Raw genomic sequence first — 24,090 nt, forward strand, 5'->3', positions numbered from 1 at the left:
GCGGTCGCCGCGGAGGATCTGGTTACCGAGGAAACGCCATGATCAGGACTATCGGACTGCCAATTTGGCAACCGAGCAGGATAGGTGCTGGCAGGCCAGGTCTGCCACGACTGCGACTTTGGCAGCCTGCTTGCGGAACGTCGCCCCGCTGCGGACAGCTCAAGGCCGCCTGCAATTGACACAAGTATTTTTCATCATGGGGTTTATGTCAACGCCGACCAACCGACTGGGACGCCGGCACGTCCTTTGCTCCTGAACGCTGCGGCTGGCTGTGTAGCCACCCCAACCCAATTAAAAAGCGGCCCGCGGGCCGACGTTTCGACAAGGCCCCCAGGGTTTTCATAAGGAGTAAATCTCATGGCTGAAGGCGAAAAAATCATCGGCATCGACCTCGGCACAACCAACTCGGTGGTCTCCGTGATGGAGGGCAAAGAGGCCAAGGTCATCCCGAACCCGGAAGGCAACCGCCTGACCCCGAGCGTTGTGGCGTTCACCGACAAGGGCGAGGTCCTGGTCGGCGAGCCGGCTCGACGGCAGGCGGTCACCAACCCGACAAAGACCGTTTACTCGATCAAGCGGTTCATGGGCCGCCGCCACAACGAGGTGGCCAACGAAGAGAAAATGGTGCCGTACGAGATCACCGGCGCCGCCGACGACTATGTGAAGGTTAAGGTCGGCGACAAAGAGCTGACTCCCCCGGAGATCTCGGCCAAGGTGCTGCAGAAGCTCAAGGAGTCCGCCGAGGCGTACCTGGGTCACAAGGTCAACAAGGCCGTGATCACGGTGCCGGCGTACTTCAACGACTCGCAGCGTCAGGCCACCAAGGACGCCGGTCAGATCGCCGGCCTGGAGGTCGCGCGGATCATCAACGAGCCGACCGCCGCGTCGCTCGCCTACGGTCTGGACAAGAAGGCGCAGGAAACCATCTGCGTGTTCGACCTGGGCGGCGGCACGTTTGACGTGTCGATCCTCGAAGTCGCCGACGGCGTGTTCCGCGTGATCGCCAGCAACGGCGACGGCCACCTCGGCGGCGACGACTTCGACGAGGAGCTGATCAACTACGTCGCCGAAGAGTTCCAGAAGGAACAGGGGATCGACCTCCGCAAGGACACCATGGCCCTGCAGCGTCTGCAGGAGGCGTGCGAGAAGGCCAAGAAGGAGCTGTCCAGCGCCCAGAGCACCGACATCAACCTGCCGTTCATCACCGCCGACGCCAGCGGGCCGAAGCACCTGCAGATGAACATCAGCCGCGCCAAGTTCGAGCAGCTGGTCGACAAGCTCGTCGAGCGCTGCCGTGGCCCGGTGATGCAGGCGCTAGAGGACTCGAAGCTCGACAAGTCGAAGATCGACGAGGTCGTGCTGGTGGGCGGCTCCACCCGCATCCCCAAGGTGCAGGAGTTCGTCAAGGAGATCTTCGGCAAGGAGCCGCACAAGGGCGTGAACCCGGACGAGGTGGTGGCGATCGGCGCCGCGATCCAGGGCGGCGTCTTGGCCGGCGACGTGCAGGATATCTTGCTGCTAGACGTCACCCCGCTGTCCCTCGGCATCGAGACCCTCGGCGGCGTGATGACCAAGCTGGTGGAGAAGAACACCACGATCCCGGCCGAGCGGAAGCAGGTGTTCAGCACCGCCGACGACAACCAGTCCGCCGTGACCGTCCGCGTGTTCCAGGGTGAGCGTGAGATGTGCGCCGACAACCGGCTGCTCGGCCAGTTCAACCTGGAGGGCATCCCGCCCGCGCCGCGGGGCGTGCCGCAGATCGAGGTCAAGTTCGACCTCGACGCCAACGGCATCCTCAACGTCGCGGCGAAGGATCTGGGAACGGGCACCGAGCAGACAGTGAAGATCGAGCAGTCTTCTGGCCTCAGCGAAGAGGAGATCAAGAAGATGCAGGAGGACGCCGCCGCCCACGCCGACGAGGACAAGAAGAAGCGCGAGCTGGTTGAGGCCCGCAACAACGCCGAGTCGCTCGCCTACCAGGTCGAGAAGACCCTCAAGGACCAGGGCGACAAGGTCAGCGAGTCCGACAAGAAGCCTATCGAGGACGCCGTCGAGAAGGCCCGCGAGGCGGCCAAGGGCGACGACGTCGCGGCCATCAAGTCGGCCACCGAGGCCCTCAGCGCCGCCAGCCACGCCATGAGCGAGGCGATGTACAAGGCGGCCGCCGGGGCCGGCGCCGCCCCAGGCGCTGAGCAGGCCACGGCCGACGCCTCGCCCGACTCGGCCGACGACGACACCATCGACGCCGAGTTCGAGGTGAAGGAGGGCTAAGGCCTCCGCAGGCCGTTGGCCGTTCACTACAGGCAAGCAGCCAACGCAATCGGAACCGCGACCAACAGGGAGCGACCAGTAATGGTCGCTCCCTGTTTTGCGTTAGGCCCGGAGGGCCGACAGCGCCTAGCCAGGGTCGCGAGCCCCTGGGAAAGAGATTCCCAACCGACACAGCCCCAGCGGGGCGGCGGCGTTTCGGGCGAATTATAATTGATATCGCCGTGCTCGCCGCGTTCCAGGGGCTGACGCCCCTGGCTAGTGGCTGCCGTCCCTCCGGGACTATACAGATGCCATCGACGTACAATTGCCTGACCTACCACCTCGTATTCAGCACCAAACACCGCGCGCCGCTCATCACCTATGAAGTTCGAGAGCCGCTCTACAGGTACCTGGGCGGTATCCTGCGGAGTGAAAGCGGCACGCTCATCGAGATCGGCGGCGTGCAGGACCACGTCCACCTCCTCGCCCAACTGAAGACGACCCAAGCGGTCGCCGATATCCTCCGCGTGCTCAAGTGCAATTCGTCAAAGTGGATCAACGACGGAGCATTGCTGCGTGAACGGTTCGCTTGGCAAACTGGCTACAGCGCGTTTACGGTCAGTAACTCGCAGATCGACACCGTACGGCGTTACCTCAATCGGCAAGCCGAACACCACAAGCAAACGACCTACCGCGACGAGGTCGAGGCCCTCTGCCGCAAACACGGCGTCGAGTTCGACGCTGAGCATTTCGACGAGTAGCCCGACTTCCCCATGGACGACCACGACACCCTCACCGCCTACCACGAAGCAGGCCACGCCGTGGTCGCCTACGCATTGGGGGCTACCGTCGAACAGTTGCGGCTCGGCGGGTTCGATGATGCGGACGAGCTGCCTCAACGGTTTGGCGACTGTCGGGTCAACTGGGGCCGTGTAGATCCCAAGACCGATTGGCAGCTGCAGCGGGAGTTGCTGGCCGTGCTCGCCGGACCGGTGGCGGAGATGATCTACCGTGACGAGCCGCTGCACCCGGCGCTCGACGGCCCCAGCCAGGGCGACTGGGCCCACGCGTGGGAACTGTGCCGAGCTGCGGTACCTGCCCCGGAGCTCCGCACTCGAGTGCTCGAATCGCTTATCGCCTCGCTTCGGCAGACGATGCAGCGAGACGCGTGGTGGGCGGCCATCGCCGCGGTGGCCGACGAGCTCTTGGCGCACGAGGTGCTTGACCAGGAGCAGACCGACGAAACGCTTAGCTTCTGGATCGGGCGGATTTAGTCGCTGTTCGCCGCTTTCACGCCTGCGGAATTTGGGCCGAAGCCCACCGCTTGTGTGCTCTAATAGGACTCGGCCCGAGGTTTGGCGATGAATCGGATCGAACTTCACGTGGGATGTCGCCGCTTCTCATCACGATTGGCAGTATCCCTCAAGAGCCGACGAAGTATCGTGGCCACCCATTAGGGTGATTCCCCCTCTCCTTGCGCACCAATTACCGATGAACTTGCGATCTTGCCTACTGGCGCCGTGGCTTCTGGTGCTGATGTGTGGCGCGGCTTTCGGCCAGCCCGCCACAGCCGATAAGCCGGCCGTAGAAAGCGTCCGGCCGGGGATCAATGACAATTACCTGGACCCGGACCTGAATCCGGAAGAGTGGGTCAAGCGATTCGAAGTTGAGAGCCGCGAGGTGTTCCGCGCCCGGCGCCAGATCGCGAAGATCTGCCGCCTTGAGCCCGGCCAACGGGTCGCGGATATAGGGGCCGGCACGGGGCTGTTCACGATGATCTTCGCCGAGCAGGTTGGCCCGCGGGGTCGGGTGTTCGCCGTGGACATCGTGCCAAAGTTCATTGAGCGGATCGACCTGATCGCCAAGCGGAAGGGCCTCCTCCAGGTCGAGGCCCGGGTGGTCGGCGACCGGGATCGGCGGATGCCGATGAGCGACGTTGATTGCGTCTTTGTGTGCGATGTCTATCACCACTTCGAGTTCCCCACGATCACCAACCACGCGCTGCTGCGGCTGTTGAAGCCGGGCGGCCGATTGATCGTGGTCGACTTTGAGCGGATCGAGGGGCAAAGCCGTGAGTTCGTGCTGGGCCACGTGCGGGCCGGCAAGGCGACCTTCCGCGAGGAGATCGAGCAGGCCGGGTTCGAGTTCGTGCGGGAGCACGAACCGGCGGGCCTGGAGGAAAACTACTGCCTGGAGTTCCGCCGCCCTCCAAAGCAGGCTGACAAGCCGTAACCTGCAATTCACGCGGCACTTGCGTCGGGCCGCGATGCGCCGCTGGCGCGGTTTACCGGTCCGGCTCCGTAACGCGGGGCCCGCTTCGCCGTACAGGTAAATAACCGCCGCCGGGCGGTAGTGGGAAACCTCCGATTACCTATAATACCGGGCTTAGCTAGCAACACTCAGACAACCGCCCCGCTCGGCGCGTCCGCCCCACCTCCGGGCGCGCCGCCGGCGATTCCTGGCTGCAGAACGCTGCGACATGGCCCGCGACCCAAGTGTGTCGCCGGCCGAGCCGGGTGAGGGAACGCCAACCAGCAGAGAACGAACGATGCAGCCTAGCTTGACCACCGCCGCCACGGCTGATGGGACCATGGTCACCGCGGCCCAGTCCGCCCCCAGCCTGGTGCACGCTCTGGGCGCCCTGAGCGAAGCGATCCCCACCAACATTGCGTACACGTTCCTCGTCGACGGCGAGACCGAGCAGCACATCACCTTCCGCGAACTCGACTGGCGGGCCCGCTCGATCGCGGCCAAGCTGCAGGAGCTGGGCAAGTTCGGCGACCGCGCGGCGTTGGTGTACGAGCCAGGCCTGGAGTACATCTCGGCTCTGCTGGGCTGCTTTTACGCGGGCGTGGTGGCGGTGCCTATCTACCCGCCCGACCCGATGCGGATGCAGCGGACGCTGAGCCGGCTGCACGCCATCATGGACGACGCCCAAGCGCGGTTCGTGCTGACCGGCCGCCACGAGTCCGAGCGCTTCGGCCCGGCGACCGCCGGGAGCGGCGAGTTGATCATCACCGACGACATCCCAACCGAGGACGGCGCCGACTACCGGCAGCCCCCAATCGACGGCCAGACGCTCGCGTTCCTGCAGTACACGTCCGGCTCGACCGGCCGCCCCAAGGGGGTGATGCTGACGCACGCGAACCTGATGTTCAACTTCGAGCACATCAAGAAGTTCGACGAACCCAACGCGGTGGCGGTGTCGTGGCTCCCAATGTACCACGACATGGGCCTCATCGGCCTGGTGCTGCAGGTCCTGCAGAGCGGGCGCCGCACGGTGCTGATGTCACCGCTTTCGTTTGTGAAGCACCCTGCGCGGTGGCTCCAGGCGATCTCGAAGTACCGCGCTTACGCCACCAGCGGCCCCAGCTTCGCCTACGACCTGTGCGTGCAGAAGATCAGCGACGAGGAGCTCGCCGAGCTCGACCTCAGCTGCTGGACCCTGGCGTGCAACGGCGCCGAACCGGTCCGGCCCGACACGCTGGAGCGGTTCGCCGAGAAGTTCGGCCCCGCCGGGTTCCGAGCACAAACCTTCTACCCCTGCTACGGCCTAGCCGAGGCGACCCTGATTGTCAGCGGCGGCGAGAAGCAGTCCGACCCCATCGTGAGGACGTTCGACGCCCAGCTGCTCACCGAGAACCGCGTCCGCCGCGTCGCCCCGGGCGACGGCGCGCGGGAGATTGTCGGCTGCGGGACCAGCGTTGAGAACCAAGAGATCGCGATCGTCGACCCGCTGACGCTCAAGCGCTGCGGCGACGACCAAGTCGGCGAGATCTGGGTCCGCGGGCTCGGCGTGGCCCAGGGCTACTGGGGCAACTCCGAAGCGACCAAAGCTACCTTCAACGCTAGGCTGTCCGGCGACGATGACGCGGGCGACGAGGGACCGTTCCTGCGGACCGGCGACCTCGGCTTCCTGGACGAGGGCGAACTGTTCGTCACCGGGCGGTTGAAGGACCTGATCATCATCCGCGGCCGCAACCATTACCCGCAGGACCTGGAGCGGACGGTCGAGGGCTGCTGCCCGGCTCTGCGGCGCGACCACGGCGTGGCGTTCGGCGTCGACATCGACGGCGAGGAGCGGCTGGTGATTGTGCAGGGCGTGCAGCGCCCGCAGAAGCTGGACCTCGATCAGGTCATGGCCGACATCCGCGCGTCGCTGCTCCACGAGCACGAGGCCGCCCCCTACGCCATCGTGCTCGTCAAAGGGGGAGAGATCCCCAAGACCAGCAGCGGCAAGCTGCAGCGGCGGGCGTGCAAGGAGCTGTACCTGGCGGGCGATCTGGCCGCCGCCGCCCAGTGGTGCGAGCGGGATGATCAGGCGTCCGCTGAGCGTCGAGACGCGGCCGACGCCACCCCGCCAAACGGCCGCCCGGCCGCGGGCGGCAACCGCGTCTTTAACGACGTCGAGTCGATCATCCGTGAGCTGAAGAACGGCTCGACGCCGGCCCAGATCAGCGAGCAGTCGCTCTTCTTCGCCGACCTGTCGATCGAGTCGATCGACCTGGTGATGCTCAACGAGATGGTCGAGCGTCGGTACGAGCAGCAGTTCCCCTTCTTCGACTTCATGGCGGAGCTCGGCCGGCAGAACCAGCGGGATGTCTCGATGGGCCAGTTCGTCGAGTTCATCACGGTCAACCTGCCGGATGGCCCGTTGAACAACTAGACCGACTGCCACCGCGCCGCGCGCGGCGGAGCCGCAATGGTCCCCGAAGCCCTCCCTCCCGCACACTCAGCCGCCACAGCATGCCGCACACCCAGACCACCAACGCCAAGCTGTTCTACCAGCAGGTCGGGCCGGCCGGCGCGCCGGACGTGGTGCTGGTCCACGGCGTTACGGGAAACATGGCTGTGTGGATGCTGAGCGGCCTGCTGCAGAAGCTCTCGACGCAGTTCCGCGTCACCGCCTACGACATGCGTGGCCACGGCCACAGCGACACGCCCGACGCCGGCTACACCACCCGCCACATGAGCGACGACTTCGCCGCTCTGCACGAGGAGCTGGGCCTGGGCCCCGCCTACGTGCTGGGCCACAGCTACGGCGGGGCGGTAGCGTTGCACTCGGCTCTTCGGTTCCCGGACAGCGTGGAGGGGTTGGTGCTGTCCGACCCGTTCGTGCCCGCGCTGCACCACCTGCAGAAGGACCCGCGGAAGTGGAAGGGCTACCTGAAGTACAAACTCAACGCCGCCACGGCCGGCATGTACATCGGCGGCGACCTGTGGGACCTCAGCGCGATGCTCGAGCAGGCGGCCAACCTCTCGCCGCGGCGGCGGAGCATGTTCGTCAAGCGCGCCGGCCAGGGCGCGCTCGACCGCCTCGTGCGGCTGCACCCCACCACCTGCGGCAAGGACGTGGCCGACCAAGCCGGCATGGGCGAGGCCGACCTTCCAACCATCGGCTGCCCCACGGTCTGCCTGTTCGGCGAGCACTCGCCCTTCATGCCGATGGGCGAACGGCTGGCCGAGCTGCTGCCCAACGCCACGACTGACACCGTCCCCAAGGCGCAGCACTTCGGGTTTGAGGAGAACCCGGCCGAGTTCGTCGACCGCGTCGAGCGGGCGTTCTGTGGCATGGCCGGCCTGACGCCGACCGCCCCGTCCCGCCCGCTGGCCGAGGCCCGCGTCAACGTGATGACCAACTCGCAGCAGGTCTAAGCAAGGAAGCAGTTGTGGGCAGCGGTAGAGCGAATCAGCAGCGGCTGCTCGTGACCGTGGTGGCGTCCCTCGTCGCGACGCCGTTCCTGATCATCGGCGCCATCCGCACGATGGACAGCATGCACACCTCGGCGCTGCACTGGCTGGACCCGTCCGAGCCGGCGCGGGTCGAGTACGAACGGTTCACCGAGCAGTTCCAGAGCGGCAACACGATCCTCCTCTCGTGGCCGGGCTGCACGCTCGACGACCCGCGACTGGCCGAGCTGGAACGGACCATCGCGCACTACGCGGCGGCCGCCACGCCCGACGGACCGCTGGTTCAGCACGTTCTCTCGGGCCGCAGCCTGGTGGAGGACCTGTCGAGGCCCGAGCTGGGGCTGACTCGCGAGCAGGCAATCGCCCGTTTGCAGGGCGCGATGATCGGCCCGGACGGCGAGAGCACCTGCCTGGCCGCCGTCCTGTCGCCGCGGGGAGAGCGGCAGCGGGCCGAGTCTCACGGCTACCTGGTCGAAACTGCTAAGCAGGTTACCGGCGTTACAGACGAAGAGCTGCGGGTCGCGGGCCCGACGGTCGATGCGCTCGCGGTCGACATCGAGAGCGACCGCAGCGTTGATTACTACTCCGGCCCATCGGCGTTGGTGTCGTTCCTGGCCTGCCTGTGGTGCCTGCGTTCGCTGCGGTACTCGTTAGCGATCCTGGCGGTAGCGGGGTTCGGCGAGCTGATGATCCTCGGCTCGCTCCACTACCTGGGCGTGACGATGGACGCGGTGCTGATCGTACTGCCGCCGCTCGTGTTCGTGCTCACGGTCTCCTCTGGCATCCACCTGGTGAACTACTACTACGACCAGGTGCGGGCCGGCGCCGGCGACGACGCCCCGCGGCGGGCGGTCCGCCAGGGCTGGGCGCCCTGCAGCATGGCCGCGCTCACCACCGCCCTGGGACTCGGCTCGCTGCTGGTCAGCCGCATCACCCCGGTCGCGACCTTCGGCAAGTTTGCCGCCGGCGGGGTCGTGATCGCGGTGCTGCTGCTGTTCTTCACCCTGCCGGGCGTGATGTCGCGGTGGCCTATCTCGCGTTCGGCGATCACCGCGGGCGAGACCACCAGTGCTCTGGTGGTTTACCTGGTGCGGATGGCCAGGGCTGTGTGCCGCCGGGCGTCGCTGATCACGGCGCTAGGGATCGGCTGCCTGATCGTTGGCGGAATGGGGCTGGCCCAGCTGCGGACATCGATCGGCGTTAATAACCTGTTCGCGCCCAACAGCCGCGTGATCCAAGACTTCGAGTGGATGGAGGACAACGTCGCGAACCTGGTGCCGCTGGAGGTGATCGTCCGGTTCCCCCCCGACGACGGCCTGCGGATGATCGACCGCCTGACCCTGCTGATGCGGGTCGAGCAGGCCGTGCGCGAGGTCGACTCGGTCGGCGGCGTGATGTCCGCGCTTACCTTCTGCCCCCGCGTGCCGACGGCGCGCGGCAGCAACTCGATTTTCCGCCGAGCCCAGTTTAACGCCCGGCTCGAGGCCAACCGCGAAGAGCTGCTCGCGAGCCACTACCTGCACGAGGCCGACGGCGGGCAGGACTGGCGGATCAGCGCCCGGGTTTCGGGCGTGGGGCAGATCGACTACCAGGTGGTGCTGGATGAACTGCGGGGCCGCGTGGAGCCACTGCTGGACGAGTACGCCGCCGACCCCCGCCACGGGTTCCGACCCCAGACGAGCTACACGGGGACCATGCCGTTGGTGTACGGCGCTCAGCACGCCCTGCTGGAGGACATGTTCTACAGCATGCTGCTGGCGTTTGTGCTGGTGTGGCTGGTGATGAGCATGATGCTGACCGACTCCGGCGTCCGCGGCTTCGCGCGGGCCGGGGCGCTGCTCAAAGGCTTGTGGCTGGGCGTCCTGGCGATGCTGCCCAATGTGTTCCCCATTGTGGTCGTGTTCGGGCTGATGGGCTGGCTCGACTGGCCCGCCGACATCGGCTCCACGATGACCGCCTGTGTGGCGCTGGGCATAGCTGTTGACGACACGCTGCACTTCCTCGCCTGGTACCGCCGCGAAACGGCCAAGGGCGACCCGCCGCAGCTCGCCATCCGGCACTCGTTCCAGCACTGCGGCCGCGCGATGATCCAGACCACCGTGATCTGCGGTTTCGGCATGCTTGTGTTCGGGCTCAGCGGTTTCATGCCGACCAAGCGATTCTCGCTGCTGATGTTCACGCTGCTCAACGCCGCCTTGGTGGCCGACCTGGTCTTCCTGCCGGCAATCCTGGCCAGCCCGCTGGGGGGGATGTTTGCAGTCCGCAAGCGTCGGGCCGAGGGGGTTGCTTGATGTCCGCCTGCCGGGAGCAAAGAATAACCGCTAGCAACCGCCGTCCAGCCGAGTCGACGCCATGAGCATCACCACGTTCACCGAGGAAGAGTCTCGGGCCATCGCCAACCGGCGGACGGCCCTGCGGTTCCTGTTCTTCCCGCTGCAGATCGCGGCGATGGTGCTGATCGCCCACCCCTGGCCTGGGGACCACTGGTCGGTGCAGGCGTTCTGGGTGCTGGTCACCAGCTACCTGATGTTCTGCTGGACGAGCTGCTTCCACGAGACCGCCCACCAGACGCTATTCCTCTCGCACCGGCTCAGCGTGGCATTGGGGCGGGTGCTCGGCTGGCTGATGCTGGTCCCGTACACCGCATACCGAGAGACCCACATCCGGCACCACGCGTACCTGAACAAACCGAGCGACTGGGAGCTGTGGCCCTACTCTGACCCGGACTCGCCGCTCTGGTTCCGGCGGGTGTTCGTCTGGCTCGATCTCTTGGCTGGCGTGTTCACCGCGCCGGTGGTCTACGCCCGGATCTTCTTCCACCGCGACTCGCCGCTCAAGCCGGACCAGCGACGCGCGGTGCGGTGGGAGTACGTGGGCATGGCGTTGTTCTGGGCGGCCATCCTGGGGTACGTCGCGTACTGCAACGCCTGGACCACCTTCCTGCTGGTCTACGTGCTGCCGTACTACTTGGCGGGCGTTTATCAGAACGGCCGTAAGCTCACAGAGCACCTTGGCATGATCAGCTACGACCCGATGCTGGGCACACGCACCGTGGTCGGCAAGAGCCTGTGGACCAAGCTCTGCACGTTCCTCAACTTTGACATCTTCGTGCACGGCCCGCACCATCGGCACCCGCGGGTCTCGCACGACCAGCTCGAGAAGCTCACCCAGGAGTACGTCGCGGCCGCCGAAGACGGGTCGCTGCCGATCTTCCGAACCTACGGCGCCGCCGTCCGCGACATGGCGCCCTGGATGGTCCGCAACCCGGGCGTCGGCGTAAACGTCGGCGCCGCCCCGCCCGGCGCCTCCCGCCGCGGCGAGGTCGACAACTTTGTGGCCGACGTCACCACCGAAGTGCTCAACGCATAAACACCGCAGGCGGCAATGCTCAAGACCGGCATCCTCAACCCGCAGATCAACTCGCTGCTGAGCCGCGTGCGGCACACCAACACGCTGGTGATCGCCGACCGGGGCTTCCCCTACTGGCCACAGATCGAAACGGTCGATATCTCGCTGGTGGACGGGCTGCCGACCGTGCTGGACGTGCTCCGTGCAGTGCGGCCGAACTTTGTCATCGGCAAGGCGTGGATGGCGGAAGAGTTCGCATCCAGCAACGACGACGCCACCCGCGCGTCGTTCGAGCAGGCGCTCGAAGGAATCACGATCACCCGCCAGCCCCACAACGAGTTCAAACAGCGGATCCCGCACGCCATCGGGCTGATCCGCACCGGCGACACCACGCAGTACGCCAACCTAGTGCTGGAGTCGGCCTAGGCACATCAGGCGTCTGGGGCGGTCTTGCCGACGTGGATGATCGCGTCACCCTGGTGCACCAGCGGGCTGGTGGTGTGCCCGATCACCATCCCCGCAATCGGCGAGGTCACGACCCGCTCCTCGGCCCCAAATGCGTCGGCGATCACGCCCAGCGGCTCCTTGCGGCTCACCCGCTGGCCCAGCTGAACCGACAGCCTGAGGATCCCCCCCTGCTTGGCCCGGGCCCACACGCTCTCGCGGATGAACTGCCCGGCGTAGGGTTTCAGCGGCGCCTTGCGGGACCGCATCCCGAGGTGGGCCATGACGCGCAGCACGCCGTTGACGCCGCGGCTGATGGCGTCCTCGTCGAACCGCATCGGCTCGCCGGCCTCGTACACCAGCACCGGGATGCCCCGCTTGGTGGCCGCGTGGCGGAGGCTGCCGTCACGCGTCTGGGCGTGCATCACCACCGGCGCGCCGAACGCCTCGGCGCAGGCGCGGGTCTGCGCGTCCGACAGGTTGGCGCGGATCTGGGGCAGGTTGGTCCGGAAGTTCGACCCGGTATGCAGGTCGATGCCGAAGTGGCAATTGCTGACCACCTCGTCGAGAAACTTGTGCGCCAGCCGACTGGCGAGCGACCCGTTGGCCGACCCGGGGAACGACCGGTTCAGGTCCCGCCGGTCGGGCAGGTACCGGGACTGATCGATAAACCCGAACACGTTGACCAGCGGCGCCGCGATCAACGCCCCGGCCAGGCTGCGGGCCTTGATCCGTTCGAGCACCCGGCGGACTATCTCGACGCCGTTCAACTCATCCCCGTGGACCGCGGCGCTCACCCACATCACGGGCCCCGGCTTCGCGCCGTTGACTACCTGCAGCGGCACGGTGAGCTGGGTCCCGGTCGGCAGCCGCGAGACCTTCAGTTCCACACGCTCGGTCGCCCCGGGGGGGGTCACCACGCCGACCACGTTCAGCGGCTCGTTCTTCTTGGTCATGGGGTTGGGGTCGCTCCTGACGCTTCGGGTCACGGGCGAAAGCTTAGCTAAGTTTCCCGGATTCGGCGCTAGCCGTGGGCCGGTTTCGTCATTAATCTAAATGGTTCTTATTCTTTTCGACAGGACTCGGAGGGCGGCATGACGGTCAGTTATGCAATCGGCGTAGACTACGGCACCAACAGCGTCCGGGCGTTGGTGGTGGATATTTCAACCGGCCGCGAGGTCGCAACCCACGTCTACGACTACCCCAGCGGCGACGCGGGCATCCTGCTGGACCCCAAGGACCCGAACCTTGCTCGGCAGAGCCCGGCCGACTACCTGGAGGGGTTCCGCGTCTCGGTCCGCGAGGCGGTCAAGGCGGCGGCCGCGGACCAAGACTTTTCGCCCGAGTCGGTGGTTGGCATCGGGGTCGACACGACCGGCTCCACCCCGATCCCGGTCGACGCCAGCGGCACGGCGCTGGCACTGCTCGACCAGTTCAAGGACAACCCGGCCGCGCACGCGTGGCTGTGGAAGGACCACACCTCGCACGCCGAAGCGGAGGAGATCACCCGCGTCGCCAAGGAGCGGGGCGAACCCTACCTGGCCAAGTGCGGCGGCGTGTACTCGTCGGAGTGGTACTGGTCGAAGATCCTGCACTGCCTGCGGACCCAGCCCGAGGTCGCGAAGGCGGCCGCCAGCTGGGTCGAGCTGGCCGACTACATCCCGGCCCACGTCACAGGCAACACCGACCCGGCCACGCTGCCACGCGGCATCTGCGCCGCCGGGCACAAGGCGATGTATAGCGAGGAGTGGGGCGGCCTGCCGAGCGTTGAGTTCCTCGAGTCGCTGGAGCCAGGCCTGTCCCGGTACCGCTACGAGACCAAAGCCGTTGCGTCCGACCAGCTCGCAGGCAAGCTCTGCCCTGATGTCGCCGAGGCGGTCGGGCTGCCAGCGGGAGTCGCGGTCGCCGTGGGCGCGTTCGACGCGCACATGGGCGCTGTCGGCGCCGGCTGCGGCGACGGCTCGCTGGTCAAGATCATGGGCACCAGCACCTGCGACTGCGTCCCAGCGCCGCTGAGCGCAAAGCTGCCAGACATCCCGGGTTTGTGCGGCGTCGTGCCCGAATCGATCATGCCCGGCATGTACGGGCTGGAGGCGGGCCAGTCGGCCGTGGGTGACATCTTCAACTGGTTCGTGCGGTATTTGTCGCCCTCCGAGTACGGCAACGACGCTCAGGCACACGTCAAGCTGACGGACGACGCGGCCAAACTGAAGCCGGGCGAGTCGGGCCTGTTGGCGCTCGACTGGAACAACGGCAACCGCACCGTGCTGGTCGACCCGCGGCTCACGGGCCTGCTGATTGGCCAGACCCTGCACACCACAGCGCCCGAAGTGTACCGGGCCCTGGTCGAGGCAACCGCGTTCGGCGCTCTGACCATCATCCGCCGCTTCGAGGAGTACGGCGTCAACGTCAACGAGGTGATCAACTGCGGCGGCATCGCCGAGAAGAACGCGTTCGTGATGCAGGTCTACGCCGACGTCTGCAACCGCCCGATGAAGGTCAGCCGCTCCGCCCAGACCTGTGCCCTGGGGGCGGCGATCTTTGGCTCCGTGGCCGGCGGCGCGCACTCGGACGTGCCGTCCGCCCAGGCGGCGATGACCGGGGTGAAGGACGTGGTCTACGAGCCGATCGCGGAGAACGCCGCGGTGTACGAGCGGCTGTACGGCCTGTACAAGCAGCTGCACGACGCCTTCGGCGGGCAGAACCGCTCGGCCGACCTGGGCGGAGTGATGAAGGAACTGATGGACATCCGGCAATCCGCCCGGAAAGGCTGAGCCGGCCGGCGCCGCCCCCACGGACGGGGTACAATAGCGACTCCGGCGGCGCCGCGCCGCCAACCAGTAGACTGTCCCTGACGCGTCAAGCCACGAAGTCCTCCTGGCAGATCGACCGCTTCTCGACGCATCTCATCCCGAGGAGAACCCGATGTTGAAACCCCTTACGTTCTGTTTGTTAGGCCTGATCGCCATGCCCACGCTCGCCGGTTCCGTTGACAAGTCGTCTTTTGGCAAGACCAGCTCCGGTGAGGCGGTCGACAAGTACACCGTCAAGAACGACAGCGGCATGTCGATCGAGCTGCTCACCCGCGGCGCCACGCTGGCGGCTATCGACGTGCCCGACCGCGACGGCAAGGTGGCCGACGTGGCCTTCGGCTTCGACACCGTGGCCGACTACGAGTCCGACAAGAACCAGTACTTCGGCCACACGATCGGCCGCTACGGAAACCGGATCACCGCCGGCAAGTTCTCGCTCGACGGCAAGGACTACGAGCTGGCCGCCAACAATGAGGGCAACCACCTCCACGGCGGCGTCGAGGAGAGCTTTGACAAAGTCGTGTGGGACGCCGAGCCATTCAGCGGCCCGGACGGGTCGGGCGTAAAGTTCTCGCACACCAGCCCCGACGGCTCTGAGGGCTACCCGGGCGAGCTGACCGCCGAGGTCACCTACACGCTGACCAACGACAACGAGGTCCGTATCGAGTACAAGGCGACCACCGACAAGCCCACCGTTATTAACCTCACCAACCACGCCTACTTCAACCTCGAGGGGGCCGGCGCCGACACCATCAACGACCACGTGCTGATGATCAACGCCGACAACTACACGCCCGGCAGCGCCGACTCGATCATGACGACCGGCGAGATCAAGCCGGTGGCGGGCACGGCGCTCGACTTCCGCAAGCCGACCCGTATCGGCGACCGCGTCGACGAGTACAACGACAGCCCCGAGCTCGGCTACGACCACAACCTCGTGCTCAACCGTAAGGGCGCCTCCGAGGGCGAACTGGTCACCGCGGCCGTGCTGAAGGACCCCAAGTCGGGCCGCACGCTCACCGTGAAGACCACCGAGCCCGGCCTCCAATTCTACGGCGGCAACTTCCTGACGGGCCAGGCGGGCAAGGACGGCCAGTCCTACGCCTACCGCAGCGGCCTCTGCCTCGAGACGCAGCACTTCCCGGACTCGCCTAACAAGCAGGGCAAAGAGGGTTGGCCCAGCGTGGTGCTGCGGCCGGGCGAGACCTACACTCACACCTGCATCTACGCGTTCGGAGTGGACAAGTAGACCGGGGAAACGGCTAAAAAGAAAACGTGGGGCGGGCCGGTCGGCCCGCCCCATTTTTGTGCGCGGTGCAAGCGAACGCATCCTCGGGGTTACGAACGCAGCAAGGGCGTCACTCCAGATTGGCATTCTCTCCGTGACGAGAGATCCCAATTCGAGACCATCTGTACCGTTCTAGCGCCGCCAGATTGATCATCGGACGACCAGCGTCGACCTACAACCTCCTTAACTATTTCCTCAGACGCCAAGTTTCCCGTGAGATTCTTGTCCTTCTATCGCTGCGCTGTCGTTCGGCACGCCATTCGCTATGTCACGATCCATTAAGTTTTCTGCACACATACGAGGACGGATCGATGACTATCCAGCAAGCCGCTGCTCACCCCGAAACTATCCGCGATCGCTGCGCCGCCATCCGCCAGGAATGGACCCCGAGCGAGCGTTGTCGGCGCCGCCAGGCGGCGAATGCCGCTGCCGATCGACTGCTCCGCCAGATCCAGGCCGGCCAGCGCCAGCTCGCCACCGCCTAAACGGCGTGTGCTATCATTCCCAGGCGTAGACTCCACGTGCCCCTGAGGCGTCGCCGCGGGGCCTCCCTCTTGATGAGCGCGTGACAATGACCCGCCTTTTGAGCGATCCCCCGGCGAGCCCTGCGCCGCCCGCCGCCCCGCTGCCCGGCATGGGCAGCCTGCCCCACCCCAATGGCGTCGCGTTCCGAGTCTGGGCGCCCAACGCCGAAGCCGTGTTTATCGTCGGCGACTTCAACAGCTGGGTTGAGGACGCCACGCCGATGAGCCGCGAGGAGAGTGGCACGTGGTACGCCGACTGCCCCGACTCGAAGCCGGGCGACGAGTACCGGTACCTTATCATCAACGGGGATCAGCGTCTCAGCCGCATTGACCCCTACGCCCGCGAGGTGACCAACTCGGTTGGCAACGGCGTAATCTACGCCGACGAGTTCGACTGGGAGGGGGACAGTTTCGAGCTGGCCAACTTCAACGAGTTGGTCATCTACGAAATGCACATCGGCACCTTCAACGCCACGAAGGACGGCGTGCCGGGGACCTTCGACGAAGCCGCCAAGAAGCTCGCCTACCTCGCGAAACTGGGCGTCAACGCCGTTCAACTCATGCCGCTGGCGGAGTTCGCCGGCGACTACTCGTGGGGTTACAACCCCGCCCAGATCTACGCGGTCGAGTCCGCGTACGGCGGGCCGGACGGGCTCAAGAAGTTCGTCAAGCTCGCCCACCAACACGGCATCGGTGTGATTCTCGATGTGGTCTACAACCATTTCGGGCCGAGCGACCTCTCCATCTGGCAGTTCGACGGCTGGAGCGAGAACGGCAAAGGCGGCATCTACTTCTACAACGACTGGCGTTCCAAGACCCCCTGGGGCGACACCCGCCCCGACTACGGCCGCGGTGAGGTGCGGGCCTTCATCCATGACAACGCCCGGATGTGGCTCCGCGATTTCCACATGGACGGCCTGCGGTACGACATGACCCTGTACATCCGCACGGTCGATGGGGGCTCTGACATCCCAGAGGGTTGGTCGCTGGCCCAGTGGGTCAACTCGACCCTGGCCCAAGAGTTTCCCCGCGCGATCACCATCGCCGAGGACCTGCAGAACAACGACTGGCTTACCAAGCCGCCCGAGTGGGGCGGCGCCGGCTTCAGCAGCCAGTGGGACGCCGGCTTCGTCCACCCCGTTCGTGACGTGGTGCAGGCGACCAACGACGCCGACCGCTCGATGGGAAAGATCTGCGGGGCCCTGCTCCACCGGTACAACTTCGACGCCTTCGAACGCGTCATCTACAGCGAGTCGCACGACGAGGTCGCCAACGGCAAGCAGCGGGTCCCTTCGGAGATCTCGCCCGACGACCCCACCAGCCTGTTCGCTCAGAAGAGATCAACGCTGGCCGCCGTGCTGATGTTCACCGCGCCGGGAGTCCCCATGCTGTTCCAGGGGCAGGAGTTCCTCCGCGACGGGTGGTTCGACGACGGCCGCCCGATTGACTGGGACCAGGCCCAGGAGTTCCGCGGCATCGTGCGAATGTACCGCGACCTGATCCGGCTGCGTCTGAACCGGGACGGCGTCTCCTCCGGGCTGATCGGCCAGCACATCGCGCTGACGCACGTCAACGACGCCGAGAAGGTGATCGCCTTCACCCGCTGGTCGGGCGACCACGCCGGCAGCAGAGTGCTAGTCGTTCTCAACTTTGCCAACAAGGAGTGGACCGACTACCGCATCGGATTCCCCGGGCCCGGCCCGTGGCGGCTGCGCTTCAACAGCGACGCCCGCGTCTACAGCGAGGACTTCGACGACACCCCGGCCGAGGACGTCTTGCCGGAAGAGCATGGCTGGGACGGCTTGTCGCACAGTTCGGCGCTGCCGTTGGCGCCGTACTCGGCGCTCATCTACTCAACCGACTAGAGCGCGATGTCCCAAGGCCGCCTCGCCTAGCGGAAGAGGTCGTCCGCGGCGAACGGGTGGCTGACCCCCTTCGGCTTGGCCGCGGGCCGATTCTTGAGGATCTGCTCAGCCAACTTGAGGTCGGGCTTGGTGGTGATCTTCAGGTTCAGCAGCGTATCCTCCACCAGGCAGACCGGCTCGCCGAGCCGCTCCACCAGTTGAGCGTCGTCCGTTGCCGTGGCCGCGTTGGGCTGCTCGTAGGCCCGCGTGAGCAACGCCCGGGCAAACACCTGCGGGGTCTGCGCCGCCCACAGGTTCTCGCGGGACACGGTCTCGGCGATCACGTTGTGCCCGTCCTGCGGGGCCGCCCGCTTGAGAGTGGACGAGACCGGCGCAGCCAGGATGGCGGCCCCGGCGCGTTCCGCGGCCTCGAACACGCTGGTCACTGCCTTGTCGGTCACGCACGGCCGGGCGGCGTCGTGGACGGCGACAAAGTCGACGGTGTCTTTGATCTTGGCCAGGCCGGCGGCTACCGAGTCGGCACGCTGCGCTCCGCCGGTAGCGACATCGAACCCCATGATCGCCCGGTTGGCGCCAAAGCGGCGGTCGAAGTCCTCGCGGTCTTCCTCGGCGATCACCACGACCAGCTGCTCGACGTCCTCCCGGTTGAGGAACAGCTCAGCGGAGTGAAGCCAGACCGCACGCCCCGCGAGGTTGGCGAACGGCTTCTTGTAGTGCTTGTCGCCGAAGCGGCGGCTGCCGCCGGCAGCAACGAGGATCACTCCGAAGCGGCTCATGCGATCCCCACCCCGTCGGCCACCGGCGCGTGCCGCCGCTTGAGGTCGTCGACGATCAGCCCGATCGCGCGGGCCGACTCCTCGACCGGCAGCGACGCCACGCCGCGTTGGTCGGCGAGCACCTGCGACGGGTCCAGCGGCAGGTGGAGGAAGGTCGCCAACGGCTCGCGCCCCGCCTGCTCGCAGAAGTAGTGGGTGAGGTAGAGGGCCGCGTTGCAAAGGTAGGCGCCCGCGTGGTACGAGACCGCCGCCGGGATGCCCTCGGAGCGGAGGGCGGCCTCCCACTGCTCCAGCGGCAGGCGGCTGCGGTACGCGTCCGGCCCGTCAGAGGCCAGCGGGAACGCCTGTTCGGCGGCGGCGCCACGGTCGCGACCGATGTTAAGGCCGAACGCTTCGAGCTCGACTCGGCAGGCCCCGGGCGCCTGGCCCAGGTGGAGCACCACGTCGGGTTGGTCGGCAATGTCCGATTCAAGCCGAGTGCGGAGCTGGTTGAAGTCGACCGGGTAGAGCCGGGTCTTGATCTCCACGCCGTCGGGCAGGTCCCGCAAAAAGGCCTGGAGCGCTAGCCAACTAGCGTTTTCCGCCCAGTCGTCATACGGCCCGTAGGCGGTGATCAGGATCTTGAGCATGACACGATTGGACCGGATGCGGGAGCCAGGATCAAGCACGCCGTACGGCCCCATCCCCGGGCTACGGCTGGTCCGCAGCGATCGGCAGCAGGGCTGGGCCGGTGATCGGGCTGAGGAACAAGTGGTCGGAACGGCCCCGGATCCTCGAGAGCCCCTTCATCACCGCGTCCGATCCGTCCTCCTTGGTGTAGCCGGGCCCGGTCGGCGCCAGGTCACCGAAGAAACAGAGCCGGCCGCGGGCGTCGTAGGCGACGCACACGCCCGAGGTCGACGCGCCGAAGCGGCTCGCCTCCACGCCGCCGACGTCCCGGTGGACGCCCAGGCCCATGCGCCGGATGGCGCCAAACAACGGCGTGTCGAAGTAGGCCTCATCGGCGTCGGCGGGGCCTACAAAGCAGAAGGTGAAGGGGGCGCCGCTGCGGGCGCTCACCTCGATGGCCTGGCTCATGGCCGTGCGTCCGCGGTAGTCGTTGGGGTCGACAAACACGATCGCCTGCCGCTGGCCCTGCATGCGTTTCATCATCGATTCCACTGGCCAGTCCAGCGGCGCCATCACGGTCACCACCGCGTTCGCCGCACGGCAGGGACAAGCCGAGGGAACCGAAATCGCGACGAATGCTAGCGCGAACAACAGGACCAACCGCCCGCCGTCATCATGACGACCGATCATGGGTGCATCTCCAGGAAGGTAGCCAATCCTCGCCGCCGAGGGACGCGGCAAGCCGCCAGGATGGCCAGAGAAAAGGTGGGGTAGGACCGGTGAGATCCACTACGCAAACCTAGCCCACGCGGTAGGGAATGCAAGCAATCCACCCCTCGGGTGCACCAAACGTCATCCCACGGTCAGCGGGCCGCTAACGGCTACTTCTGCAGGATCAATCGGTTATTCCGGGTGACGATCAACCGGTAGCTCTCGCCGTCGTGCCGGATGATGAGCTGCTTCTGACCCCGCATCAGCGTTTGGCTATCGATCTCTTGCGGCTCGCAGGGTCGATCGCTGGAGGGTCCCGGTGGAGGCGGTGGATTCACGGCGGATAGGTGGGGCCGGGTGTGAGGGAAATATTCGGCATAGGGGGTTGCCTTAAAGCAACGAGCCGGTAAGTTACTGCTATTGCGACTCGTTCGCAAGACCTCAGCCAGCCTAAACGCCAGCTAATTGTCCCACCTCGATTGACTCGCTTCCGCCTGACCCACGCCTCGTCCGCTGCCGTTCCTACGGACAGTGAGCATGGTCAAAGGAGCCAGAGCAGCTCGAGCACCGGACGACCGCGGATAGAAACACGGAGCAATGGCGCTCCCCCGAATCCCACACCTGTGAGACGATCCAATGAAGATGTTTGCTCGAGTTAGTTGCCTCGTTCTGCTGGCCGCGGTCGGCCAAGCGAACGGCGCGGTTCTTGTTCCCAACAGCATCGACGCTCCGTTCGAGGACTGGTCGCGCGGCTACGACGACTCGACGTACGCCGAGTGGGACGCCTTCACCTCGGCGTTCGGCGCGCCCAACTCGCCGGACGTTGGCGAGGTTGAGAACGCCGCGGCGACGCTCCAGCAAACCTCCTTCGGTGCGATCATCACCAGCACCAACAACATCTACTCGCCGGCCGGGCCTTCCGCGTTCGACGTGAACATCCCAGGCCTCGGCCTCGGCGCCGGCACGACGCGCGTGGTTGCCCAGATCGTGCTTTCGGCCTTCGGCACGGAACTCGATACGGATTCGGTCCTGCTAACGCCCGCCGCCGGGTCCGCTGCGGCCCCCACCTACACCGTGGCCGGCGCCGGAGCCGGAGTCCTTGAGTACCTGTTCGCCTGGGACGTGCCCGGGAACGATTCGAGCTACCAACTTCAGTTCGCCGCGGGCGGCGCCCACATGAGCCTCGACCGCGTCGTGGTGGACACGTACACCCAGGCCGACGCCTTCACAGCCTTTCCGACGAACGTCCCCGAGCCGGCGACCGCGGCACTAGCCGCCCTGGGGCTGCTCACCGCGGTCGGCGTTCGCCGCCGGGCCACGCAAGGCTAACCATGCAACCAGCCGCTGAGGCGGGCGGGCCGCAGGGTCCGCCCGCCGCTGGCGACTCGGCCGACACAACCGCTTAGAACGAACCAAGCTATCGCAGCCGTACGGAAATGCACCATTCAACGAGCTTCAGGACGGGATTGCGACTGGTTGGAACGCCGCTTCGGGGTTTGGTGCGTTCCACCGCGATCCTCACGACCTGCCTGATTTCCAACGCGGGCCTGGCGGAGTCCTACAGCCACGTCAGCGCCCATCCCGAGATCCAGATGTGGACCTACCCCAACGCATCCGCCGCCGGCGGGGCGTCGGTGCAGAGCCGGGGCCCCACCTTCGCTGCGTTCCTCGGTGAGGACTCGGGAACAGGCCAGACGGTCCCCGTGCCCGGCAGCGGCGCCGGGCCGTCCCGCCTGGCAAGCGTGCTGGTCGCCACCGACACGTCTCAGACCGTGCCCACCGGGCTGCCGCTGAGCCAGTACCAGGTGGACTCGCTGCGGGTCACGGTGACGCTGGTCGGCAGCCTGATCTACGAGCCGGCCGGGTACACGCTGCCGTACGACAACACACTCGACGACCTCGAGTCGCTGATCAATGGAACGGACGACCCGGGCCGACCGATTGAGATGTACGGCGTCGGCCTGCAGGGCGACTACAGCGGGTTTGGGTTCGACGATACGGCGGACCCCGCTACGCTGCAGCTAGGCGACCCCCGCTGGCGGCGTTTCCGCGAGGGGGAAGAGGGGTACATCGAAGGCGAGCCGGCGGCGGGTCAGCCGATCGCCCCCTACCAGTTCTACGCCGTAGACGCTCAGGGACGGGACGCGGAGAACTCCATCTCCGGCGGCTACAGCGCGACCGACCCGACCGGTGAGACGGAGCCGTTCTTCGCGGACGCCCTCGCGGTTGGCAAGGTGTACGGCGCCGGGGGGGAGGAGCTCACTCCGGGCACGCTGATGAACAGCGGCGACCAGCTGATCTTCGAGCCCAACCTCGCCAACCCGGGCATCTTGAGCTACGTGCAGCAGTCGCTCGCCAACGGCGCCTTGGGATTCATGTTCTCGTCGCTGCACGAGCCGGGCGGGCAGGCCGCGACCGCCGCCTACCCTGACTTCTACCTCGACGACCTCGACGTGGGGAACAATCCGGACGGCGCCGCGCCCCTTATTGAGCTGTCGGTCACCGTCGGTGAGGCTCTGCCGGGCGACTACGACGGCGACGGCGTCGTCGACGCGTTCGACTACGCCTTGTGGCGGGAGCAGTTCGGCGGCCCCGGACCGGAGGCCGACGGAAACGGGGATGGCACTGTCGACGCGGCCGACTACACGGTCTGGCGGGACAATCTTCCGCCGGCCAGTGCGGCGACCGCCGCCCCTGAGCCCTCCAGCGTGGCGATGCTGGGGCTGTTTGGCGTGGCGATGGCGTTCTGCGGATGGGCCGAGTGGTTCGTCCGGCCTAATCGAAACGGGGAGGGTTGAGCGATGGGCATCCGACGCCTAAGCCGTGGGTTTACCCTGGTCGAGTTGCTGGTGGTGATCGCCATTATCGGCGTGCTGATCGCGTTGCTGCTGCCCGCCGTGCAATCGGCCCGGGAAGCCGCCCGCCGCATCCAGTGCACCAACAACCTCAAGCAGATCGGCCTCGCCACACTCAACTTCGAGAACACCCACCAGACGCTGCCGCCGCCTCAGGTGCTTGGCCCGGGCGACGGGCTGGTCGCCTCCAGTTCGTTCTACAGCCACCTGGGCAGTATGTTTGTGCTGCTGCTCCCCTACCTGGAAGAAGGGAGCCTCTTCGAGCAGTACGACCTCAGCCACCCGCCAACGTACCGGGGCGCCGACGCCGACAACCTGAGCATCGCCGAGACCGCGCTGCCAGCGTATACCTGTCCCACCATGCACCTGCCCCGCACCATGCCCGACCCCTGCGGCGAGTCGCTGGGCCCGGGCAGCTACCTGATCAGCTCGCGGGTGCGCTACCAGCCGCAGTTCGCGCTCGACGGGGCCTTCAACGCGCCGCCGCGTGAGGGCAAGCGGTATGACCTCGGCCTGGAGAAGGTGCTGGACGGATCGTCCAAGACCGCGCTGATCGGCGAGACCAGCTTCGGGCTGGAAAACTACAGGTGGTCGAACCACTCGGCGTCCGGGTGCCAGAGCCGGGATGGCGTCTGCTGGGGCGACTACGCGTGGGCCGAGGGCTACTGGCACCACGCGTTCGGGCACACCGGCTGGACGCCGAGCCAGCCCTCCAAGTACCACTTCAACAACACCACCGCGGCCTGGGACTCGCGGCAGCGGACAACTTTCCGCAGCGACCACCCCGGCGGAGTAAACTTCCTGTACATCGACGGCTCGGTCCACCTGATCTCGAGCGACGTCTCGCAGGAATCGCTGTTTGCACTGATCACCCGGGCAGGCGAGGAAACCGTCGCCGACCCGCTCTAACCAACCT

General features: G+C 66.5%; 21 protein-coding genes. 16 read left to right on the forward strand and 5 right to left on the reverse strand.

From position 1 onward, the window contains the following. Window positions 1-357: 357 nt before the first annotated feature. From dnaK to rbsD, 9 genes are all read left to right on the forward strand, one after another. Window positions 358-2,271: a molecular chaperone DnaK gene (gene dnaK, locus KOR34_RS12465; protein WP_146564905.1), complete on the forward strand. Its 1,914-nt coding sequence runs from the start codon at window positions 358-360 to the stop codon at window positions 2,269-2,271. Between the two features lie 287 nt (window positions 2,272-2,558). Continuing rightward, entirely contained in the window at window positions 2,559-3,011 is a 453-nt protein-coding gene (gene tnpA / locus KOR34_RS12470; protein WP_146564906.1) for an IS200/IS605 family transposase, read from the forward strand. A gap of 12 nt (window positions 3,012-3,023) precedes the next feature. Next, complete coding sequence (locus tag KOR34_RS12475; RefSeq protein ID WP_146564907.1) at window positions 3,024-3,524, forward strand: cell division protein FtsH; 501 nt, start codon at window positions 3,024-3,026, stop codon at window positions 3,522-3,524. Between the two features lie 217 nt (window positions 3,525-3,741). Then, entirely contained in the window at window positions 3,742-4,482 is a 741-nt protein-coding gene (locus KOR34_RS12480) for a class I SAM-dependent methyltransferase (RefSeq protein ID WP_228714594.1), read from the forward strand. A 316-nt stretch (window positions 4,483-4,798) separates the two neighbouring features. Next, window positions 4,799-6,916, forward strand: coding sequence for a fatty acyl-AMP ligase (locus KOR34_RS12485; RefSeq protein ID WP_197531351.1), 2,118 nt, complete (start codon window positions 4,799-4,801; stop codon window positions 6,914-6,916). Between the two features lie 80 nt (window positions 6,917-6,996). After that, entirely contained in the window at window positions 6,997-7,905 is a 909-nt protein-coding gene (locus KOR34_RS12490) for an alpha/beta fold hydrolase (RefSeq protein WP_146564909.1), read from the forward strand. A 14-nt stretch (window positions 7,906-7,919) separates the two neighbouring features. Continuing rightward, window positions 7,920-10,232, forward strand: a complete 2,313-nt coding sequence (locus tag KOR34_RS12495; protein ID WP_146564910.1) for an efflux RND transporter permease subunit — start codon at window positions 7,920-7,922, stop codon at window positions 10,230-10,232. A 61-nt stretch (window positions 10,233-10,293) separates the two neighbouring features. After that, window positions 10,294-11,310 carry a fatty acid desaturase family protein gene (locus tag KOR34_RS12500; protein WP_146564911.1) on the forward strand — a complete coding sequence of 339 codons (1,017 nt, stop codon included), beginning with the start codon at window positions 10,294-10,296 and terminating at the stop codon, window positions 11,308-11,310. A 15-nt stretch (window positions 11,311-11,325) separates the two neighbouring features. Further along, complete coding sequence (gene rbsD, locus KOR34_RS12505; RefSeq protein WP_146564912.1) at window positions 11,326-11,715, forward strand: D-ribose pyranase; 390 nt, start codon at window positions 11,326-11,328, stop codon at window positions 11,713-11,715. Between the two features lie 5 nt (window positions 11,716-11,720). Here rbsD and KOR34_RS12510 read toward each other — a convergent pair whose 3' ends face one another. Next, window positions 11,721-12,689, reverse strand: a complete 969-nt coding sequence (locus tag KOR34_RS12510) for a succinylglutamate desuccinylase/aspartoacylase family protein (RefSeq protein ID WP_146564913.1) — start codon at window positions 12,687-12,689, stop codon at window positions 11,721-11,723. A gap of 138 nt (window positions 12,690-12,827) precedes the next feature. Here KOR34_RS12510 and KOR34_RS12515 point away from each other — a divergent pair, with 138 nt between their 5' ends. From KOR34_RS12515 to KOR34_RS12525, 4 genes are all read left to right on the forward strand, one after another. Further along, window positions 12,828-14,507, forward strand: a complete 1,680-nt coding sequence (locus KOR34_RS12515) for a ribulokinase (protein WP_146564914.1) — start codon at window positions 12,828-12,830, stop codon at window positions 14,505-14,507. A 151-nt stretch (window positions 14,508-14,658) separates the two neighbouring features. Then, entirely contained in the window at window positions 14,659-15,795 is a 1,137-nt protein-coding gene (locus KOR34_RS12520; RefSeq protein WP_146564915.1) for an aldose epimerase family protein, read from the forward strand. Window positions 15,796-16,145: 350 nt separating this feature from the next. Then, on the forward strand, window positions 16,146-16,319 hold the full coding sequence (locus KOR34_RS26670; RefSeq protein WP_197531352.1) for a hypothetical protein: 174 nt from the start codon (window positions 16,146-16,148) through the stop codon (window positions 16,317-16,319). Between the two features lie 86 nt (window positions 16,320-16,405). Continuing rightward, entirely contained in the window at window positions 16,406-18,223 is a 1,818-nt protein-coding gene (locus tag KOR34_RS12525; protein ID WP_228714595.1) for an alpha-amylase family glycosyl hydrolase, read from the forward strand. Window positions 18,224-18,249: 26 nt separating this feature from the next. On the opposite strand, the gene ispD is transcribed toward KOR34_RS12525, so the two are convergent. From ispD to hemP, 4 genes are all read right to left on the reverse strand, one after another. Next, on the reverse strand, window positions 18,250-18,999 hold the full coding sequence (ispD, locus tag KOR34_RS12530) for a 2-C-methyl-D-erythritol 4-phosphate cytidylyltransferase (RefSeq protein WP_146564916.1): 750 nt from the start codon (window positions 18,997-18,999) through the stop codon (window positions 18,250-18,252). Next, window positions 18,996-19,628: a pyroglutamyl-peptidase I gene (locus tag KOR34_RS12535; RefSeq protein ID WP_197531353.1), complete on the reverse strand. Its 633-nt coding sequence runs from the start codon at window positions 19,626-19,628 to the stop codon at window positions 18,996-18,998. The genes ispD and KOR34_RS12535 overlap by 4 nt, the downstream gene beginning before the upstream one ends. A 61-nt stretch (window positions 19,629-19,689) precedes the next feature. After that, on the reverse strand, window positions 19,690-20,298 hold the full coding sequence (locus KOR34_RS12540) for a hypothetical protein (RefSeq protein ID WP_146564918.1): 609 nt from the start codon (window positions 20,296-20,298) through the stop codon (window positions 19,690-19,692). Window positions 20,299-20,489: 191 nt separating this feature from the next. After that, window positions 20,490-20,657 (reverse strand): hemin uptake protein HemP, encoded by a 168-nt coding sequence (gene hemP, locus KOR34_RS27140; RefSeq protein WP_228714596.1) that lies wholly within the window; start codon window positions 20,655-20,657, stop codon window positions 20,490-20,492. A gap of 298 nt (window positions 20,658-20,955) precedes the next feature. Between hemP and KOR34_RS12550 the strand changes: the two genes are divergently transcribed. The 3 genes from KOR34_RS12550 to KOR34_RS12560 all read left to right on the forward strand — a co-directional run bounded on the left by KOR34_RS12550 (window position 20,956) and on the right by KOR34_RS12560 (window position 24,083). Further along, a complete protein-coding gene (locus tag KOR34_RS12550) occupies window positions 20,956-21,648 on the forward strand; it encodes a PEP-CTERM sorting domain-containing protein (protein ID WP_146564920.1) in 693 nt (230 codons plus the stop codon). Between the two features lie 170 nt (window positions 21,649-21,818). Continuing rightward, the gene (locus KOR34_RS12555; RefSeq protein ID WP_146564921.1) at window positions 21,819-23,117 is read left to right on the forward strand and encodes a dockerin type I repeat-containing protein; all 1,299 of its coding nucleotides are present in this window, start codon (window positions 21,819-21,821) and stop codon (window positions 23,115-23,117) included. A 3-nt stretch (window positions 23,118-23,120) separates the two neighbouring features. Beyond that, on the forward strand, window positions 23,121-24,083 hold the full coding sequence (locus tag KOR34_RS12560; protein ID WP_146565991.1) for a DUF1559 domain-containing protein: 963 nt from the start codon (window positions 23,121-23,123) through the stop codon (window positions 24,081-24,083). The last annotated feature ends 7 nt before the right edge of the window (window positions 24,084-24,090 follow it).

It is taken from the genome of Posidoniimonas corsicana (assembly GCF_007859765.1).
Classification (GTDB): Bacteria; Planctomycetota; Planctomycetia; order Pirellulales; family Lacipirellulaceae; genus Posidoniimonas; species Posidoniimonas corsicana.

What these genes read in the sequence shown, in the direction of transcription:
- dnaK (WP_146564905.1), top strand. Translation starts at nt 358, where the DNA reads ATGGCTGAAGGCGAAAAAATCATCGGCATCGACCTCGGCACAACCAAC.
- tnpA (WP_146564906.1), top strand. Translation starts at nt 2,559, where the DNA reads ATGCCATCGACGTACAATTGCCTGACCTACCACCTCGTATTCAGCACC.
- KOR34_RS12475 (WP_146564907.1), top strand. Translation starts at nt 3,024, where the DNA reads ATGGACGACCACGACACCCTCACCGCCTACCACGAAGCAGGCCACGCC.
- KOR34_RS12480 (WP_228714594.1), top strand. Translation starts at nt 3,742, where the DNA reads ATGAACTTGCGATCTTGCCTACTGGCGCCGTGGCTTCTGGTGCTGATG.
- KOR34_RS12485 (WP_197531351.1), top strand. Translation starts at nt 4,799, where the DNA reads ATGCAGCCTAGCTTGACCACCGCCGCCACGGCTGATGGGACCATGGTC.
- KOR34_RS12490 (WP_146564909.1), top strand. Translation starts at nt 6,997, where the DNA reads ATGCCGCACACCCAGACCACCAACGCCAAGCTGTTCTACCAGCAGGTC.
- KOR34_RS12500 (WP_146564911.1), top strand. Translation starts at nt 10,294, where the DNA reads ATGAGCATCACCACGTTCACCGAGGAAGAGTCTCGGGCCATCGCCAAC.
- rbsD (WP_146564912.1), top strand. Translation starts at nt 11,326, where the DNA reads ATGCTCAAGACCGGCATCCTCAACCCGCAGATCAACTCGCTGCTGAGC.
- KOR34_RS12510 (WP_146564913.1), bottom strand. Translation starts at nt 12,689, where the DNA reads ATGACCAAGAAGAACGAGCCGCTGAACGTGGTCGGCGTGGTGACCCCC.
- KOR34_RS12515 (WP_146564914.1), top strand. Translation starts at nt 12,828, where the DNA reads ATGACGGTCAGTTATGCAATCGGCGTAGACTACGGCACCAACAGCGTC.
- KOR34_RS12520 (WP_146564915.1), top strand. Translation starts at nt 14,659, where the DNA reads ATGTTGAAACCCCTTACGTTCTGTTTGTTAGGCCTGATCGCCATGCCC.
- KOR34_RS26670 (WP_197531352.1), top strand. Translation starts at nt 16,146, where the DNA reads ATGACTATCCAGCAAGCCGCTGCTCACCCCGAAACTATCCGCGATCGC.
- KOR34_RS12525 (WP_228714595.1), top strand. Translation starts at nt 16,406, where the DNA reads ATGACCCGCCTTTTGAGCGATCCCCCGGCGAGCCCTGCGCCGCCCGCC.
- ispD (WP_146564916.1), bottom strand. Translation starts at nt 18,999, where the DNA reads ATGAGCCGCTTCGGAGTGATCCTCGTTGCTGCCGGCGGCAGCCGCCGC.
- KOR34_RS12535 (WP_197531353.1), bottom strand. Translation starts at nt 19,628, where the DNA reads ATGCTCAAGATCCTGATCACCGCCTACGGGCCGTATGACGACTGGGCG.
- KOR34_RS12540 (WP_146564918.1), bottom strand. Translation starts at nt 20,298, where the DNA reads ATGATCGGTCGTCATGATGACGGCGGGCGGTTGGTCCTGTTGTTCGCG.
- KOR34_RS12550 (WP_146564920.1), top strand. Translation starts at nt 20,956, where the DNA reads ATGAAGATGTTTGCTCGAGTTAGTTGCCTCGTTCTGCTGGCCGCGGTC.
- KOR34_RS12560 (WP_146565991.1), top strand. Translation starts at nt 23,121, where the DNA reads ATGGGCATCCGACGCCTAAGCCGTGGGTTTACCCTGGTCGAGTTGCTG.